11 protein-coding genes are annotated in these 16032 nt (G+C 58.8%); 9 read left to right on the top strand and 2 right to left on the bottom strand.

Annotated features, from left to right (window positions below; genetic code table 11):
- Positions 1-999: 999 nt before the first annotated feature.
- The 9 genes from ACM6IN_RS12455 to ACM6IN_RS12415 all read left to right on the top strand — a co-directional run bounded on the left by ACM6IN_RS12455 (position 1000) and on the right by ACM6IN_RS12415 (position 13632).
- Positions 1000-2601, top strand: coding sequence for an ABC transporter substrate-binding protein (locus ACM6IN_RS12455; RefSeq protein WP_414916135.1), 1602 nt, complete (start codon positions 1000-1002; stop codon positions 2599-2601).
- A 260-nt stretch (positions 2602-2861) separates the two neighbouring features.
- Positions 2862-4487 carry an ABC transporter substrate-binding protein gene (locus tag ACM6IN_RS12450; protein ID WP_095114532.1) on the top strand — a complete coding sequence of 542 codons (1626 nt, stop codon included), beginning with the start codon at positions 2862-2864 and terminating at the stop codon, positions 4485-4487.
- Positions 4488-4787: 300 nt separating this feature from the next.
- Positions 4788-6386 carry an ABC transporter substrate-binding protein gene (locus ACM6IN_RS12445; protein WP_007917614.1) on the top strand — a complete coding sequence of 533 codons (1599 nt, stop codon included), beginning with the start codon at positions 4788-4790 and terminating at the stop codon, positions 6384-6386.
- 175 nt (positions 6387-6561) lie between these two features.
- Positions 6562-7977 (top strand): OprD family porin, encoded by a 1416-nt coding sequence (locus tag ACM6IN_RS12440; RefSeq protein ID WP_007917616.1) that lies wholly within the window; start codon positions 6562-6564, stop codon positions 7975-7977.
- Between the two features lie 78 nt (positions 7978-8055).
- On the top strand, positions 8056-9651 hold the full coding sequence (locus ACM6IN_RS12435; protein WP_095114534.1) for an ABC transporter substrate-binding protein: 1596 nt from the start codon (positions 8056-8058) through the stop codon (positions 9649-9651).
- A gap of 73 nt (positions 9652-9724) precedes the next feature.
- Complete coding sequence (locus tag ACM6IN_RS12430) at positions 9725-10735, top strand: ABC transporter permease subunit (RefSeq protein WP_007917620.1); 1011 nt, start codon at positions 9725-9727, stop codon at positions 10733-10735.
- Positions 10736-10746: 11 nt separating this feature from the next.
- Positions 10747-11673, top strand: coding sequence for an ABC transporter permease subunit (locus tag ACM6IN_RS12425; protein WP_414893475.1), 927 nt, complete (start codon positions 10747-10749; stop codon positions 11671-11673).
- A gap of 10 nt (positions 11674-11683) precedes the next feature.
- Complete coding sequence (locus ACM6IN_RS12420; protein WP_007917624.1) at positions 11684-12652, top strand: ABC transporter ATP-binding protein; 969 nt, start codon at positions 11684-11686, stop codon at positions 12650-12652.
- Positions 12652-13632 (top strand): peptide ABC transporter ATP-binding protein, encoded by a 981-nt coding sequence (locus ACM6IN_RS12415; protein WP_007917625.1) that lies wholly within the window; start codon positions 12652-12654, stop codon positions 13630-13632. Before ACM6IN_RS12420 ends, ACM6IN_RS12415 begins: the two co-directional genes overlap by 1 nt.
- Before the next feature lie 209 nt (positions 13633-13841).
- On the opposite strand, the gene ACM6IN_RS12410 is transcribed toward ACM6IN_RS12415, so the two are convergent.
- Together ACM6IN_RS12410 and ACM6IN_RS12405 are read right to left on the bottom strand one after the other, a co-directional pair.
- The gene (locus tag ACM6IN_RS12410) at positions 13842-14105 is read right to left on the bottom strand and encodes a hypothetical protein (protein WP_007917627.1); all 264 of its coding nucleotides are present in this window, start codon (positions 14103-14105) and stop codon (positions 13842-13844) included.
- Between the two features lie 160 nt (positions 14106-14265).
- Positions 14266-15462, bottom strand: coding sequence for an MFS transporter (locus ACM6IN_RS12405; RefSeq protein ID WP_414916134.1), 1197 nt, complete (start codon positions 15460-15462; stop codon positions 14266-14268).
- Between the last annotated feature and the right edge of the window lie 570 nt (positions 15463-16032).

The following is a 16032-nucleotide window of genomic DNA, read 5'->3' as shown; positions in this document are numbered from 1 at the left end:
GGAAACCAACCCGGCCGGACAAAGTCCGCCCGTACATAGCCGCCATAAAAACTGCTGTCAGCATGAGCTGGCGGCGATTATGGAGGGGCTTGTGCAGGTTTCCAAATTCAATAACCGGGAATCTCACCTCCCGATCGCCGAGTCTTCAGCGACGCCCAAAGACTAGAGAGCGCACGTCCGACGGACAACCTGAAAACCTTGTGGGAAGGTTCTGGTTATCTGACACAGATTTAAACAGCCAAAAGCCAACCCTCACCCTAGCCTCTCCCAGAGGGAGAGGGGACTGACCGTGGTGTTTGGGAGAGTTACGCCGACGTGCGATTGCCGTGTTGAACTCAGATTCTGAAACAGATCAAAAGCCCCTCACCCTAGCCCTCCCGAAACGTCGGACCGCCCGCAGGGAGAGGGGACTGACCGAGTGGTTTGGGAGATGTACGCCGACGTGAAATACCGAGTCGAACTCAGATCTTGAAAAGCCCACAAATCGGCTCCCTCTCCCTCGGGAGAGGGCTGGGGTGAGGGGTAGCCACAACACAAATCAACAGCCGAACACCACTTGGCTCTTCACCACTCAACAGGATGAGCGTTAGCTCGGCTGCAGCTCTTGATCTGTAGGGCGACGTCGGAAGGCTGAGTGGAGGGATTGATCCGGGCGTGGGAGCGCAGCGACCGTTTGGCGCAGCCAAACACAGCGAGAGGAGGTGCAGCGAAGCAAACCGTAGGCGCTGCGCCCGGATCGATCCCGCAGCGAAGGAACCCCGAGCCCCAGCGAGCGGGCCGCACGTAGGAGCAAGCCTTTTTGGTTACTTTTTCGGCGTCTGGAAAAAGTGACCCGCCGTAAGGGCGGAACCCTAAGCAGCCGTTACCGCAGCAACGGATATACACACAAGTGCTAGATATGCCGAGATAGACGCTTCAACAGGAAAAACGATATTTCCGCCACCCCCCCCGCCCCAGCTACTCTTCCACGATTACCACCGCCGATTCCCCGGGGACCCCATGCCAAGATCCACCCTAAAACTGCTCTTGATCTCCCTCGCACTAACCGCCATAGCCCCGATCGCCAACGCCGCCACAACCCTGGTCTACTGCTCCGAAGCCAGCCCCGCCGGCTTCGACCCCAGCCAATACACCAGTGGCACCGACTTCGACGCCTCCGCCGAAACCGTCTTCAACCGCCTCACCCAATTCAAACGCGGCGGCACCGACATCGAACCCGGCCTGGCAACAAAATGGGATATCTCCCCGGATGGCCTGCAATACACCTTCCACCTGCGCCAAAACGTAAAATTCCACACCACCGACTACTTCACCCCCACTCGAGACTTCAACGCCGACGACGTCCTCTTCACCTTCCAGCGCCTGCTCGACCCGGAAAACGCCTTCCGCAAGGCCTACCCCGCCGAATCCCCCTACTTCACCGACATGGGCCTCAACACCACGATCAAATCAGTAGAAAAACTCGACAAGCAAACCGTGCGCTTCAACCTCAACAACGTCGACGCCGCGTTCGTGCAAAACCTCGCCATGAGCTTCGCCTCCGTGCAGTCGGCCGAATACGCCAACCAACTGTTGAAAGAAGGCAAAGCCGCCGACCTCAACCAGAAGCCGATCGGCACCGGCCCATTCGTGTTCAAGCGCTACCAGAAGGACTCACTAATCCGCTACGCCGCCAACACGGCCTACTGGAAACCCGAAGACCTCAAAATCGATAACCTGATTTTCTCCATCACCCCGGACGCCGCCGTACGCCTGCAAAAACTCAAGGCCGGCGAATGCCAGGTCAGCGGCTACCCACGCCCGGCCGACATCGAAGTGATGGAAAAAGACCCGAACCTGCGCGTGCTCAAACAGGCCGGTTTCAACCTCGGCTTCCTCGCCTACAACACCACCCACGCGCCACTCGACCAGCTCAAAGTGCGGCAGGCGTTGGACATGGCCATCGACAAACCGGCAATCATCAAAGCCGTTTACCAAAGCGCCGGCCAGTTGGCGCAAAACGCCTTGCCGCCGGCGCAATGGTCGTATGACCCGAACATCAAGGACGCTCCCTACGACCCGGCAAAAGCACGGGTGCTACTGAAAGAAGCAGGGGTTGCGCCGGGTACAACCATCAACCTCTGGGCGATGACAGTGCAGCGCGCCTCGAACCCGAACGCGCGGATGTCGGCGCAGATGATCCAGCAGGATTGGGAGAAAATCGGCATCAAGGCCAACATCGTCAGCTACGAATGGGGCGAGTACATCAAGCGCGCGAAAAATGGCGAACACGACGCGATGATCTATGGTTGGACAGGTGACAACGGTGACCCGGACAACTGGCTTGGCGTGCTTTACAGCTGCGCGGCGGTAAAAGGCAGCAACTACGCCAAATGGTGCGATCCGGCCTACGACAAACTGGTGCAACAGGCCAAGTTGTCCACCGACAAAGCACAGCGGGTAAAACTGTATCAACAGGCGCAACTGATCCTTAAACAGCAAGTGCCGATCACACCGATTGCCAACTCCACGGTGTTTCAGCCGCTGCGCAAGGAAGTTACTGACTTCCGGATCAGCCCGTTCGGTCTAACCCCCTTCTATGGCGTGGGTATAAATAAGTAACACCGAGCCCCAAGGCGGCGCGCACAACGTGACCAACGCACCGTTTTGGGGCTTCATTTGCACCGTAAAAACCACCCGCAAACGGTCAAATGCGTCAGAAGTTATACAGATGCGACATTAAGGTACGTTCGTGCCACGCTTTGAGGCCGGCAGTCACTCTGGATCTTGCAATGGGTATGGCCCCTGCATAAGTATCCGCAGGCACGACTCACGAGGTCGTACCTCACAACTAAAAAATGACAACAAATCATGAGGCCAACATGCTTAAACACGCGGTCATTCCGTTTTTAGTCGGCGCAGGCTTGTTAGCCTCCGCACCTTTCGCATCCGCTGCGACTAACCTGGTGTTCTGCTCCGAAGGCAGCCCGGCCGGTTTCGACCCAGGCCAGTACACCACCGGAACCGACTTCGACGCCTCAGCCGAAACCATGTTCAACCGTCTGACCCAGTTCGAGCGCGGCGGCACCGCCGTGATTCCTGGTCTGGCGACCAAGTGGGACATTTCCGATGACGGCCTGACGTACACCTTCCACCTGCGTGAAGGCGTCAAGTTCCACACCACCCCGTATTTCAAGCCGACTCGTGAGTTCAACGCCGACGACGTACTGTTCACCTTCAATCGCATGATTAACAAGGATGACCCGTTCCGTAAGGCGTACCCGACCGAATTCCCGTACTTCACCGACATGGGGATGGACACCAACATCACCAAGATCGATAAAGTCGACGATCACACCGTCAAGTTCACTTTGAAAGAAGTGGATGCCGCGTTCATCCAGAACATGGCCATGAGCTTCGCCTCGGTACAGTCCGCCGAGTACGCTGCCCAACTGCTCAAGGAAGGCAAGGCTGCCGACATCAACCAGAAGCCGATCGGCACTGGCCCGTTCGTGTTCAAGAGCTACCAGAAAGACTCCAACATCCGTTACACCGGCAACAAGGACTACTGGAAGCCTGAAGACGTGAAGATCGACAACCTGATCTTCGCCATCACCACCGACCCGTCGGTACGTATTCAGAAGCTGAAAAAGAACGAGTGCCAGGTCACCCTGTTCCCGCGTCCGGCCGACCTGAAAGCGCTGAAAGAAGACAAAACCCTGAAAATGCCTGACCAGGCTGGTTTCAACCTGGGTTACATCGCCTACAACGTGATGGACAAGGTCAAGGGCAGCAACGAGGCCAACCCGCTGGCAGACCTGCGCGTTCGTCAGGCGCTGGACATGGCTGTGAACAAGCCGCAAATCATTGATTCGGTTTATCAGGGCGCAGGCCAACTGGCCGTCAACGCCATGCCGCCGACCCAATGGTCTTACGACACCACCATCAAAGATGCCAAGTACGATCCTGAGAAAGCCAAACAGCTGCTCAAGGAAGCCGGCGTCAAGGAAGGTACCGAGATCGTGCTGTGGGCGATGCCGGTGCAGCGTCCGTACAACCCGAACGCCAAACTGATGGCTGAAATGCTCCAGTCCGACTGGGCCAAGATCGGCTTGAAAGTGAAGATCACCAGCTACGAGTGGGGCGAGTACATCAAACGCTCCAAAGGTGGCGAGAACCAGGCCATGATCATTGGCTGGAGCGGTGACAATGGTGATCCGGACAACTGGCTGAACGTGCTGTTCGGTTGCGACTCGCTCAGCGGCAACAACTTCTCCAAGTGGTGCGACAAGAAGTTCGACGGCCTCGTCAAAGAAGCCAAACGCACGACCGACCAGGCCAAGCGCACCGAACTGTACAAACAGGCGCAACACGTCCTCAAAGATGCAGTCCCGATGACACCTATCGCTCACTCGACGGTGTACCAACCCATGCGCGCCAACGTGCAGGATTTCAAGATCAGCCCATTCGGCTTGAATTCCTTCTACGGCGTCAGCGTCAGCAAATAAGGCACTGCAACGGCGACGTTTATAACGTCGCCGTTGTTTTACCTGCCGGGAAGTTAGGAAATTGCCTACAGCCAATTCCACTGTGGATTACCGCAGCGGTATAGGACGCGTCGCCTTTTCCTACGAGCTTTAAGGCATTTACGCATTTACTGCCAGAACCGCGGCCCCTACCGTCGGGTACTGACCAGTGTCTGCGTGGGCCACCGGTTTGCCGTACGCACTGGATTGAGCTCGATGCAGCCAAAACGTCTCCGGATGAGACGACGGCGCATTGAACAACACTAAAAAAGAGGGAGCGTCATGCGCCATACCTTGATTTATTCCGCATTGTTGGGGGCCGGCCTGTTGGCCGCCTCGTCCGCCAGTTTCGCCGCCAGTAAAAGTCTGGTGTTCTGCTCTGAAGGCAGCCCGGCGGGCTTTGATACCGCGCAATACACGACGGCCACCGATAACGACGCCGCCGAACCGATCTACAACCGACTGGTCGAGTTCGAAAAAGGCGCGACTAATGTCGTCCCGGGCCTGGCAACCACGTGGGATATTTCCGAGGATGGTCTCAAGTACACCTTTCACCTGCGTGAAGGTGTGAAATTTCATACAACGCCGTACTTCAAGCCGACCCGCGACTTCAACGCCGACGACGTGTTGTTCACGTTTAATCGCATGCTCGATGCACAGCAACCTTTCCGTAAGGCTTATCCCACCGAATTCCCGTATTTCAACGGGATGAGCCTGAACAAGAACATCGCCAAGGTCGAGAAGACCGGGCCGCTGACCGTGGAGTTCACGCTCAACAGCGTCGACGCAGCGTTCATTCAGAATATCGCCATGAGCTTCGCCGCCATCCTGTCCGCCGAATACGCCGACAAACTGCTGGCCGAAGGCAAGCCAAGCGACATCAACCAGAAACCGATCGGCACCGGGCCGTTCGTGTTCAAGAGTTATCAGAAAGACTCGAACATTCGTTACACCGGTAATAAACATTACTGGGATCCGAGCCGGGTCAAACTCGACAACCTGATCTTCGCGATCAACACCGACGCCTCGGTGCGCGTGCAGAAGCTCAAGGCTGGCGAATGCCAGATTACCCTGCATCCGCGCCCTGCCGATGTTGAAGCGTTGAAGGCCGACCCGAAACTGCAACTGATTTCCAAACCGGGTTTCAACCTCGGCTACATCGCCTATAACGTCCGCCACAAGCCCTTCGACCAGCTCGAAGTGCGCCAGGCGCTGGACATGGCGGTGAATAAACAAGGAATTCTCAACGCTGTTTATCAGGGCGCCGGTCAACTGGCCGTCAACGCCATGCCGCCGACCCAGTGGTCCTACGACGACAGCATCAAAGACGCCGCCTACAACCCGGAAAAAGCCAAAGAGCTGCTCAAGGCTGCCGGCGTTAAAGAAGGCACCGAGATCACCCTGTGGGCGATGCCGGTGCAGCGCCCGTATAACCCGAACGCCAAACTGATGGCCGAAATGCTCCAGGCGGACTGGGCCAAGATCGGTCTGAAAGTGAAGATCGTCAGCTACGAATGGGGCGAGTACATCAAGCGCACCAAAAATGGCGAGCACGACATCAGCCTGATCGGCTGGACCGGTGACAACGGGGATCCGGACAACTGGCTCGGCACGCTGTACAGCTGCGATGCCATCGGCGGCAACAACTACTCCATGTGGTGCGACCCGGCTTACGACAAGCTGATCAAACAGGCCAAGGTCGTCACCGACCGCGACCAACGCACCGTGCTCTATAAACAGGCCCAGCAATTGCTTAAACAGCAAGTGCCGATCACGCCTGTCGCCCACTCGACGGTCAACCAGCCGTTAAGCGCGAGGATCGAAGGGTTCAAAGTCAGCCCGTTCGGTCGCAACGTGTTCTCGGGTGTCGGTATCGATTAAACCAGATGATTAGCCGCAACGCTGGGGGGCGCTGTCTAGCCCCTCACGCAAGCGCTTTGCCGAAATTCGCCAATCCGGCTTTTTGCAAACGTTTGCGATGTGTGAACGAGTTCTAAACCAATAACCGGCATACCAAAAAAAGCCGGCATAAAAAGAAAGTAAAGGAGCTTCACCCATGAAACTGAGCAGCACCGCGATACTGGCTCTGGCCATCAGCAGCGTCACCGCCACGGCGTACGCAGAAACCCAAAGCCAGGCGTTCACTCCAGTAACCGTCAACGAGAAGAGCGCCCAGGCCGAGGCCACCGGCTTCCTCGAAGGTCAATCGATCAGCGGTTCGACCCGCAACTGGTACGCCAACGAGCAACTCAAGCGCGGCGGCAAGTTCGCCTATCGCAAGAACGGCCAATCGACCGAAACCGACCGCCGCATCAACTGGGTGCAAGGCACGATCATCAAGTACAACTCGGGCTTCACCGAAGGTACTGTCGGTTTCAGCACCGAAGTGGCGGCCTACAACGCCATCGCTCTTGAGCGTGACCGCGAGAACCTCGCCTCCAACAACGGCGGCGCACCGGGCACTCGTCCAGGCGCAGGCAACAACCGTACGCTGACCAAAGAAGGCGGTGACGCTCAAGGTCAATGGAGCAAAGTGGGCCTGGCCAACATCAAGGCACGTATCTCCAATACCACCCTGACCGCCGGCCGCATGAACTTCAGCAGCCCGCAGGTCGACGTGATCGGCAACCGTCCGCTGCCGTCGAGCTTCGAAGGTATCGCGATCCACAGCGAAGAGCTGAACAACCTCTCGTTCGACCTGGCAACGTTCGACCGCGTCTCGCCTCGTACCGAAGAGAGCCTCAGCAAGTTCCGCTCCGAATACGGCAACATCGACGCCGAAGCTGACCACGTGAATACCGCCGGTATCTCGTACCAGCCGTTCGCCAGCCTGACCACCAGCCTGTGGGGCACCCAGGCTGAAGACCTGTGGAACCAGTACTACTTCGGCGCCACCCACGTGCTGGGTGACAGCTCGATCCTCAGCCTGACCACCGGCCTGAACTACTACAAGACTGTCGACGAAGGCAAAAAACTGCTGGGCGACATCGACAACGACACCTACTCGCTGTCGTTCGGCCTGACTCACCTGGCACACACCCTGACCTTCTCGTATCAGGAAGTGAACGGTAACGAGTACTTCGACTACCTGCACGAAACCAACGGTATCTACCTGGCCAACTCCCTGCTCTCGGACTTCAACGGCCCGAACGAGAAGTCCTTCCAGGTTTCCTACGGCATCAACATGGCCGAATACGGTGTACCGGGCCTGAAGTTCAACATCTACCAGGCGCGCGGCTGGGGCATCGACGGCACTCACTACAAAGGTGGCGGCTACGACGGTGTGCAATCGATGGACGGCGAGCACCACTATGAATACGGCATCGGTGCAACCTATGCCGTACAGAGCGGGCCACTCAAAGCCACCACGATTCGCGGCACTTACACCGCTCACCGCGCCAGCGAAAACCAGGCTGACGGCAGCATCAACGAGTTCCGTCTCGTGACCACGATTCCATTCAACATCCTGTAAAAAACGCCAACCGACGGCTGACTCATGATGAGTCGGCCGTTCGGTTTTTTGTCTTCAACCGATTGCAGAGGGTTATCGATGAAAATGCTTCCCCTACGTGCGGCCATCGCGGCTGCGTTGCTGAGTGTCGCTGTCGGCGTCTCGGCCAAACCCTTGGTGGTCTGCACCGAAGCCAGTCCGGAAGGCTTCGATATGGTCCAGTACACAACTGCAGTCACGGCGGACGCTGTGGCCGAAACCATCTTCAACCGCCTGGCTGACTTCAAGCCCGGCACCACTGAAGTGATCCCGGCACTCGCCGAGTCCTGGGACATCAGCGAAGACGGCCTGACCTACACGTTCCACCTGCGCAAAGGCGTCAAGTTTCACACCACCGAATATTTCAAGCCGACCCGCGACATGAACGCCGACGACGTGGTCTGGAGCTTCCAGCGTCAACTGGACCCGAATCACCCGTGGCACAAACTGTCGAGCGTGGGCTTCCCGTACTTTGAAAGCATGGGCTTCAAGGAACTGCTGAAGAATGTCGAGAAAGTCGACGACAACACGGTCAAGTTCACCCTGACCCGCCGCGAAGCGCCGTTCCTGGCCGACATCGCGATGGCGTTCTCCTCGATCTACCCGGCCGAATACGCCGACCAATTGCTCAAAGCCAACAAGACCGGCGACCTCAACAACAAGCCGATCGGCACCGGCCCGTTCATCTTCCAGCGCTACGCCAAGGATGCGCAGGTGCGCTTCAAGGCCAACCCGGAGTATTTCCGTGGCAAGCCGCCAGCCGATGCGTTGATCCTGGCGATCGCCACCGACAACAACGTGCGCCTGCAGAAGCTCAAGGCCAACGAATGCCAGATCGCGCTGTATCCAAAACCGGATGACATTCCGAGCATCAAGAAAGACGCCAAGCTCAAGGTCGATGAACTGAACGCGATGACCGTTTCGTACATCGCCATGAACACCCAGCACAAATACATGAGCGACGTGCGTGTGCGTAAAGCGATCGATATCGCCTTCGACAAAGCCGCTTACGTCAACGCGCTGTTTGGCCCGGGCAATGCGACCGTCGCGGTCAACCCGTACCCGGACACGCTGCTGGGCTACAACCACGACCTGAAGAACCCGCCACGTGACCTCGACAAGGCCCGCGCCCTGCTCAAGGAAGCCGGGGTTCCGGAAGGCACCGTGTTTACCTTGTTTACCCGTAACGGCGGTGGCCCGACCAACCCCAACCCGATGCTCGGCGCGCAGATGATGCAGGCTGACCTGGCGAAAGTCGGGATCAAGATCGACATTCGCGTGATGGAATGGGGCGAAATGCTCAAACGCGCCAAGGCCGGTGAGCACGATATGGTCTCGGCCGGATGGGCGGGCGACAACGGCGACCCGGATAACTTCCTGACGCCTATGCTCAGTTGCGAAGCTGCCAAGAACGGCGAAAACTACGCGCGCTGGTGCAACGAGAAATTCCAGGCACTGCTCGACGAAGCACGGGCTAAAGTAGATCCGGCCGAACGCGCGAAACTCTACGAGCAGGCTCAGGTCCTGTTTAATCAGGATCAACCGTGGATCAGCATGGCCCACACGCGGATGTTTACTGCAATGCGCAACAACGTAGAGGGCTATCACATCAGCCCTCTCACCACTAATAACTTCGCCACCACCCAGGTGAAGTAGATAAGAAACTCCCGGTGTTCCTGACCCCAGGGACACCGGGCACGCCTAACCGGCTGATGAGGTACCACACAAGATGTTTAGTTTTATTGCCCGCCGACTGGGGTTGTTGATCCCCACGTTTTTCGGCATCACCTTGCTGACTTTCGCGTTGATTCGCATGATTCCGGGCGACCCCGTGGAAGTGATGATGGGCGAACGTCGGGTCGACCCCGAAATGCACGCTCAGGCAATGGAACGCCTAGGTCTGAACAAGCCACTGTATGCCCAGTATCTGGACTACATCGGCAAACTGGCTCAAGGCGACCTCGGCGAATCCCTGCGTACGCGTGAAAGCGTGTGGACCGAGTTCACCTCTCTCTTTCCGGCGACCCTGGAACTGTCCATGGCCGCCCTGCTGTTCGCCGGCATTCTCGGTCTTCTGGCCGGGGTGATCGCGGCACTCAAGCGAGGATCGCTGTTCGACCACGGGGTGATGGGCATCTCCCTCGCGGGCTATTCGATGCCGATCTTCTGGTGGGGCCTGATCCTGATCATGTTCTTCTCGGTGAGCCTGGGCTGGACCCCCGTTTCCGGGCGGATCGATTTGCTCTATGACATCGAGCCGCGCACCGGTTTCATGCTGATCGACACGCTGCTGGCCGATGACGTCGGTGCGTTCTTCGATGCCCTGCATCACCTGATCCTGCCGGCCATCGTGCTCGGCACCATTCCGCTGGCAGTGATCGCACGGATGACCCGTTCGTCGATGCTTGAAGTGCTGCGCGAAGACTACATCCGCACCGCCAAGGCCAAGGGCCTGTCGCCGTCGCGCGTGGTGTTCGTCCACGGCCTGCGTAACGCGCTGATTCCGGTACTCACCGTGGTCGGTCTGCAAGTCGGCACCCTGCTGGCCGGTGCGGTCCTGACCGAAACCATCTTCTCCTGGCCCGGCATCGGTAAATGGCTGATCGAAGCCATCGGCGCCCGGGACTACCCGGTTGTGCAAAACGGCATCCTGTTAATCGCCTGCCTGGTGATTCTGGTCAACTTCGTAGTGGACATCCTCTACGGCTTTGCCAACCCACGCATCCGTCATCAGCGCTGAGGTCAATAACCATGAGCACTCCAACATCCTCAGTAGCCACCGCCGCCGCCAACGCGGATCAAAGCCTGCTGTACCCGTCGCCGTACAAAGAATTCTGGCAAGCCTTCTCGAAGAACAAGGGCGCAGTTGCTGGCCTCCTGTTCATGCTGCTGATCATTTTCTGCGCGCTGTTCGCGCCGTGGGTCGCGCCGCATAACCCGAGCGAGCAATACCGTGACTTCCTGCTGACGCCACCGGCGTGGCTGGAAGGCGGACAGATGCAATTCCTGCTCGGCACCGATGAACTGGGGCGTGACCTGCTGTCGCGTCTGATCCAGGGCTCGCGCCTGTCGCTGCTGATCGGTTTGTCGTCGGTGGTGATGTCGCTGATTCCGGGGATCCTCCTCGGTCTGTTCGCCGGGTTCTTCCCGAAGATGATCGGCCCGACCATCATGCGTCTGATGGACATCATGCTGGCCCTGCCGTCGCTGCTGCTGGCTGTGGCGATTGTCGCCATCCTCGGCCCTGGCCTGATCAACACCGTGATCGCCATTGCTGTGGTGTCCTTGCCGTCCTACGTGCGTCTGACCCGTGCCGCCGTGATGGGCGAACTGAACCGCGACTACGTGACCGCCGCGCGCCTGGCCGGTGCCGGTCTGCCACGCCTGATGTTCATCACCGTGCTGCCGAACTGCATGGCGCCGCTGATCGTTCAGGCGACCCTGAGCTTCTCTTCGGCGATTCTCGATGCCGCCGCACTGGGCTTCCTCGGCCTTGGCGTACAACCGCCGACCCCTGAGTGGGGCACCATGCTGGCCTCGGCCCGCGACTACATCGAACGCGCCTGGTGGGTAGTCAGTCTGCCTGGTTTGACCATTTTGCTCAGCGTGCTGGCAATCAACTTGATGGGCGACGGTCTGCGCGATGCGCTGGACCCGAAACTCAAGAACGCCGCCTGAGGAGATTCCCATGTCACTGCTAGAAATCAAGAATCTCAACGTTCGCTTCGGCGACAAGACCGCGACCCCGGTGGTCGACGGCCTCGACCTGAAAGTCGACAAAGGCGAAGTACTGGCCATCGTCGGCGAATCGGGTTCGGGTAAATCCGTGACCATGATGGCGCTGATGGGCCTGATCGAGCATCCCGGCATCGTCACCGCCGACTCGCTCAGCTTCGACGGCAAAGACATGCTCAAGCTGAGCAACCGTCAGCGTCGGCAAATCGTCGGCAAAGACCTGTCAATGGTCTTTCAGGACCCGATGACCGCACTGAACCCGAGCTACACCGTCGGTTTCCAGATCGAAGAAGTGCTGCGTCTGCACCTGAAAATGTCCGGCAAGCAAGCGCGCAAACGTGCGATCGAGCTGCTGGAAAAAGTCGAAATCCCGGGCGCCGCGAGCCGTATGGACGCCTACCCGCACCAGCTGTCCGGCGGTATGAGCCAGCGTGTTGCGATTGCCATGGCGATTGCCGGCGAGCCGAAACTGCTGATCGCTGACGAACCGACCACGGCACTCGACGTAACCATTCAGGCGCAGATCATGGATCTGCTGCTGGCGTTGCAGAAAGAACAGAACATGGGCCTGGTGCTGATCACTCACGACCTCGCGGTCGTGGCTGAAACCGCCCAGCGCGTCTGCGTGATGTACGCCGGTCAAGCCGTTGAAGTCGGCCAAGTGCCGCAACTGTTCGACATCCCGGCGCACCCGTACAGCGAAGCGCTGCTCAAGGCGATTCCCGAGCACAGCCTCGGCGCCTCACGCCTGTCGACCCTGCCGGGTATCGTCCCGGGCCGCTACGACCGTCCGCAGGGTTGCCTGCTGTCGCCGCGCTGCCCGTACGTGCAGGACAGCTGCCGCACGCAGCGTCCAGGCCTTGATCCGAAAAGCAACAGCCTCGCGCGCTGCTTCTTCCCGCTGAACCAGGAGGTGGCGTAATGGCCGTCGTACTTACCGCCCGCGACCTGACCCGTCACTACGAAGTCTCCCGTGGCCTGTTCAAGGGCCACGCGACCGTGCGCGCACTCAACGGTGTGTCGTTCGAACTGGAAGCCGGCAAGACCCTCGCCGTGGTAGGCGAGTCGGGCTGCGGCAAATCCACCCTCGCCCGCGCTTTGACGCTGATTGAAGATCCGTCGTCCGGATCCTTGAAAATCGCCGGCCAGGAAGTCGCCGGCGCCGACAAGGCGCAGCGCAAGCAACTGCGCAAAGACGTGCAGATGGTCTTCCAAAGCCCATACGCCTCGTTGAACCCACGGCAGAAAGTCGGTGATCAGCTCGGCGAACCGCTGCTGATCAACACCAACCTCTCCGCCGCTGAGCGTCGCGAGAAAGTCCAGGCGATGATGAAACAGGTTGGCTTGCGCCCTGAGCATTATCAGCGCTATCCGCACATGTTTTCCGGCGGTCAGCGTCAGCGTATCGCCCTGGCCCGGGCGATGATGCTGCAACCGAAAGTGCTGGTGGCGGACGAACCGACGTCGGCATTGGACGTGTCGATTCAGGCGCAGGTGCTGAACCTGTTCATGGATCTGCAGCAGGAGTTCAACACCGCTTACGTGTTCATCTCGCACAACCTCGCGGTGGTGCAACACGTGGCCGATGACGTGATGGTGATGTACCTAGGTCGCCCGGTAGAACTGGGGCCGAAGAACGACATCTACGAGCGTCCACTTCACCCGTACACCCAGGCGCTGCTCTCGGCGACCCCGACCATTCACCCGGATCCGAACAAGCCGAAAATCAAGATCGTCGGCGAACTGCCTAACCCGCTGAACCCGCCTCCGGGCTGTGCTTTCCACAAGCGCTGCCCGTATGCGACCGAGCGTTGCAGCACGGAAGAGCCAGCGTTGCGCCAGCTCGACAGCCGGCAGGTGGCTTGCCACTACGCCGAGCAGTTCCTCGACGGCGCGGCATAAGCAAATCTGGAGAGCGACACGAAACCTGTAGGAGCTGTCGAGTGAAACGAGGCTGCGATCTTTTGATTGTCAGAATCAGAATCAAAAGATCGCAGCGTGCCGCAGCTCCTACAGGGATCATGTTTATTCAGGGATAACGTGTTGAGCAAACCCCTTCCACCTCGATTGCGCATCAGTCGAGGCAGAAGGGGTTTTCTTTTGCCTGCCATTTACGTTTGGCTATCGCCTTCGTCGTCCGGATCATCAGAGTCCGGCTCATCGGTGGTCGAGTCGTCGTCATCGGCGCTGCCACCCTGCCCCTGATCGCCCGGCTCGGATTCAGACTTGGCGAGCATCAAACCGCTATGCCCCACCTGTCCGTTGAACGCCTGGGAATCATGATCCTCGCACTCGGCCCAGGCCGTCGCGGTGCCGAGGGACAGCATGACCATCACTTTCAACAGTAATAAAACCCGTAGCAACCTGCTTTTCATAGCCGACTCCATCCATTTTCAGGTGAGACATTCGTGCCTGACTGGCGCTGTGTGAAATCTAGTTCCGATCCATCGGGTTCACCAGATAGGACGCTAACGAGCGCGCAGAAATGCCCTCGACAGACAGAATGCTTTCGAATAATGCCAATAGCTGGATCAGCTAAGCGACCGGGCGCACGCGCGTGGCCTGCCAAGTCAGCGGGATGGAAATCAACACCATCAGCGCACTCGCCAGCCACACACTGTGGCCCCCGAATTGACCATACAACTGGCCACTGAGCACCGGTGACAACAGCGCACTGGTGCTCCAGCTCATAAAGAACAGGCCGAAGTACTGACCGCTTTTGCCGGCTTGGGCAAAGCGCATGGCCAGCACATTCAGCGGCGGCATGAAAAACGCCTCGCCCAAGGTCCAGATCAGCGTCGACAGGCAGACGTAAAACAGCCCGGAACCGAACGGCAACATGCCGAGCCCGCAGGCCAGCAACACACTGCCGAGCAGCATTTGTCGACGCATGCCCCATCGCTCGCCCCAATGCGACAACGGAATCTGCAGGGCGATCACCAACAACGCATTGAGGCCAAACTGCCAACCGATCGCTTCGGTGCTCAAGTGATAGTAATCACGCAGATAATTGCCCAGGGTGCTGTAGACCGTGTCGAACGCGATGCCAAGCACAGCCGTCGCCGCCAGCAACCAGAGGAACGGTTTGTCGCGATACGGCCCCCCGGAACCTGCGTCATCCGTGGGCCTTTCGTCATTGATCAGCACCGGACGCTGCCACGTGGTGCGGACGAACCACAGCAAGGCCAGCAACGTCATTGCCGCACTGGCGAAAAATACCCAGCGAAAATCAGCCTGCGCCAAAACCCCGCCCGCCACCCCGGCAGCGGCCATCCCGAGGTTGCGCGCCACCCGGCTCAAGGCCTGCGCACGCGAGCGCTGCGCCACCTCGCAATATTCCATGATCAGGCGCTGATGCAGCGTGCGAATGGCCCCATCGAGGGTTCCGCTGAGCAACAACAATGCCGCCAGCAACGGCACCTGCGTCACCAGCCCCAGCAGCAACAGCACCCACACCGAAACAAAGAACAACGCCGCCGTCAGCCGCGCCGTGCGCACATGATCACTGAGCCAGCCACCGAGCATCGAACCGACCAGCAAACCCGCACCGTACGCCGACAGCAACCAGCCAACCGTCTCGATCGCCAGCCCCAGCTCCTGACGCAGGTACAGTGCCATGAACAGCTTGACCATGCTGCTCAAGCGATTGATGAACAACAGCGCCGCGAGCACCCAGGCCATTACGCTGAAATAACCGTTGAGCCGCAGCAGTTGAGTCAGTCGACTCGTCATTCCCTTGACCTCTCAAAGCGACTTGCGTGGAGCTGGAACACTAACGGCCAGCAGGCTGGTTGTCGCGTTCGAGAACAGCGAGATCACAAAAAACGGAGACGGCCTACAGCCATTGCGCGGACGAAACCAGAAACCGACTTGAGATCAAAAGCCCCTCACCCTATCCCTCTCCCAAAGGGAGAGGGGACTGACCGAGGTGTTTGGGAGAGCTACGCCGACGTGAAATACCGAGTTGAGCGCAGGTTCTGAAACAGGTCAAAAGCCCCTCACCCTAGCCCTCTCCCGGAGGGAGAGGGGACTGACCGCGTGGGCTGGAAGAGATACGCCGACGTGAAATACCGAGTCGAACTCAGATCTTGAAAAGCCCACAAATCGGCTCCCTCTCCCTCGGGAGAGGGCTGGGGTGAGGGGCAAGAGCACCACAAAACCAAAGCCGAACACCCGCTCTTCACCACTCAACAGGATGAGCGTTAGCTCGGCTGCAGCTTTTGATCTTGATCCACGGGCGACATCGGAAGGCTGAGTGGAGGGATTGATCCGAGCGTGGGAGCGCAGCGACCGTTTGGCGCA

This window comes from Pseudomonas sp. IT-P395, assembly GCF_949767675.1.
Classification (GTDB): domain Bacteria; phylum Pseudomonadota; class Gammaproteobacteria; order Pseudomonadales; family Pseudomonadaceae; genus Aquipseudomonas.
Note: the sequence above shows the minus strand (reverse complement) of the source record. Positions and strands in the feature narration are given on the sequence as shown.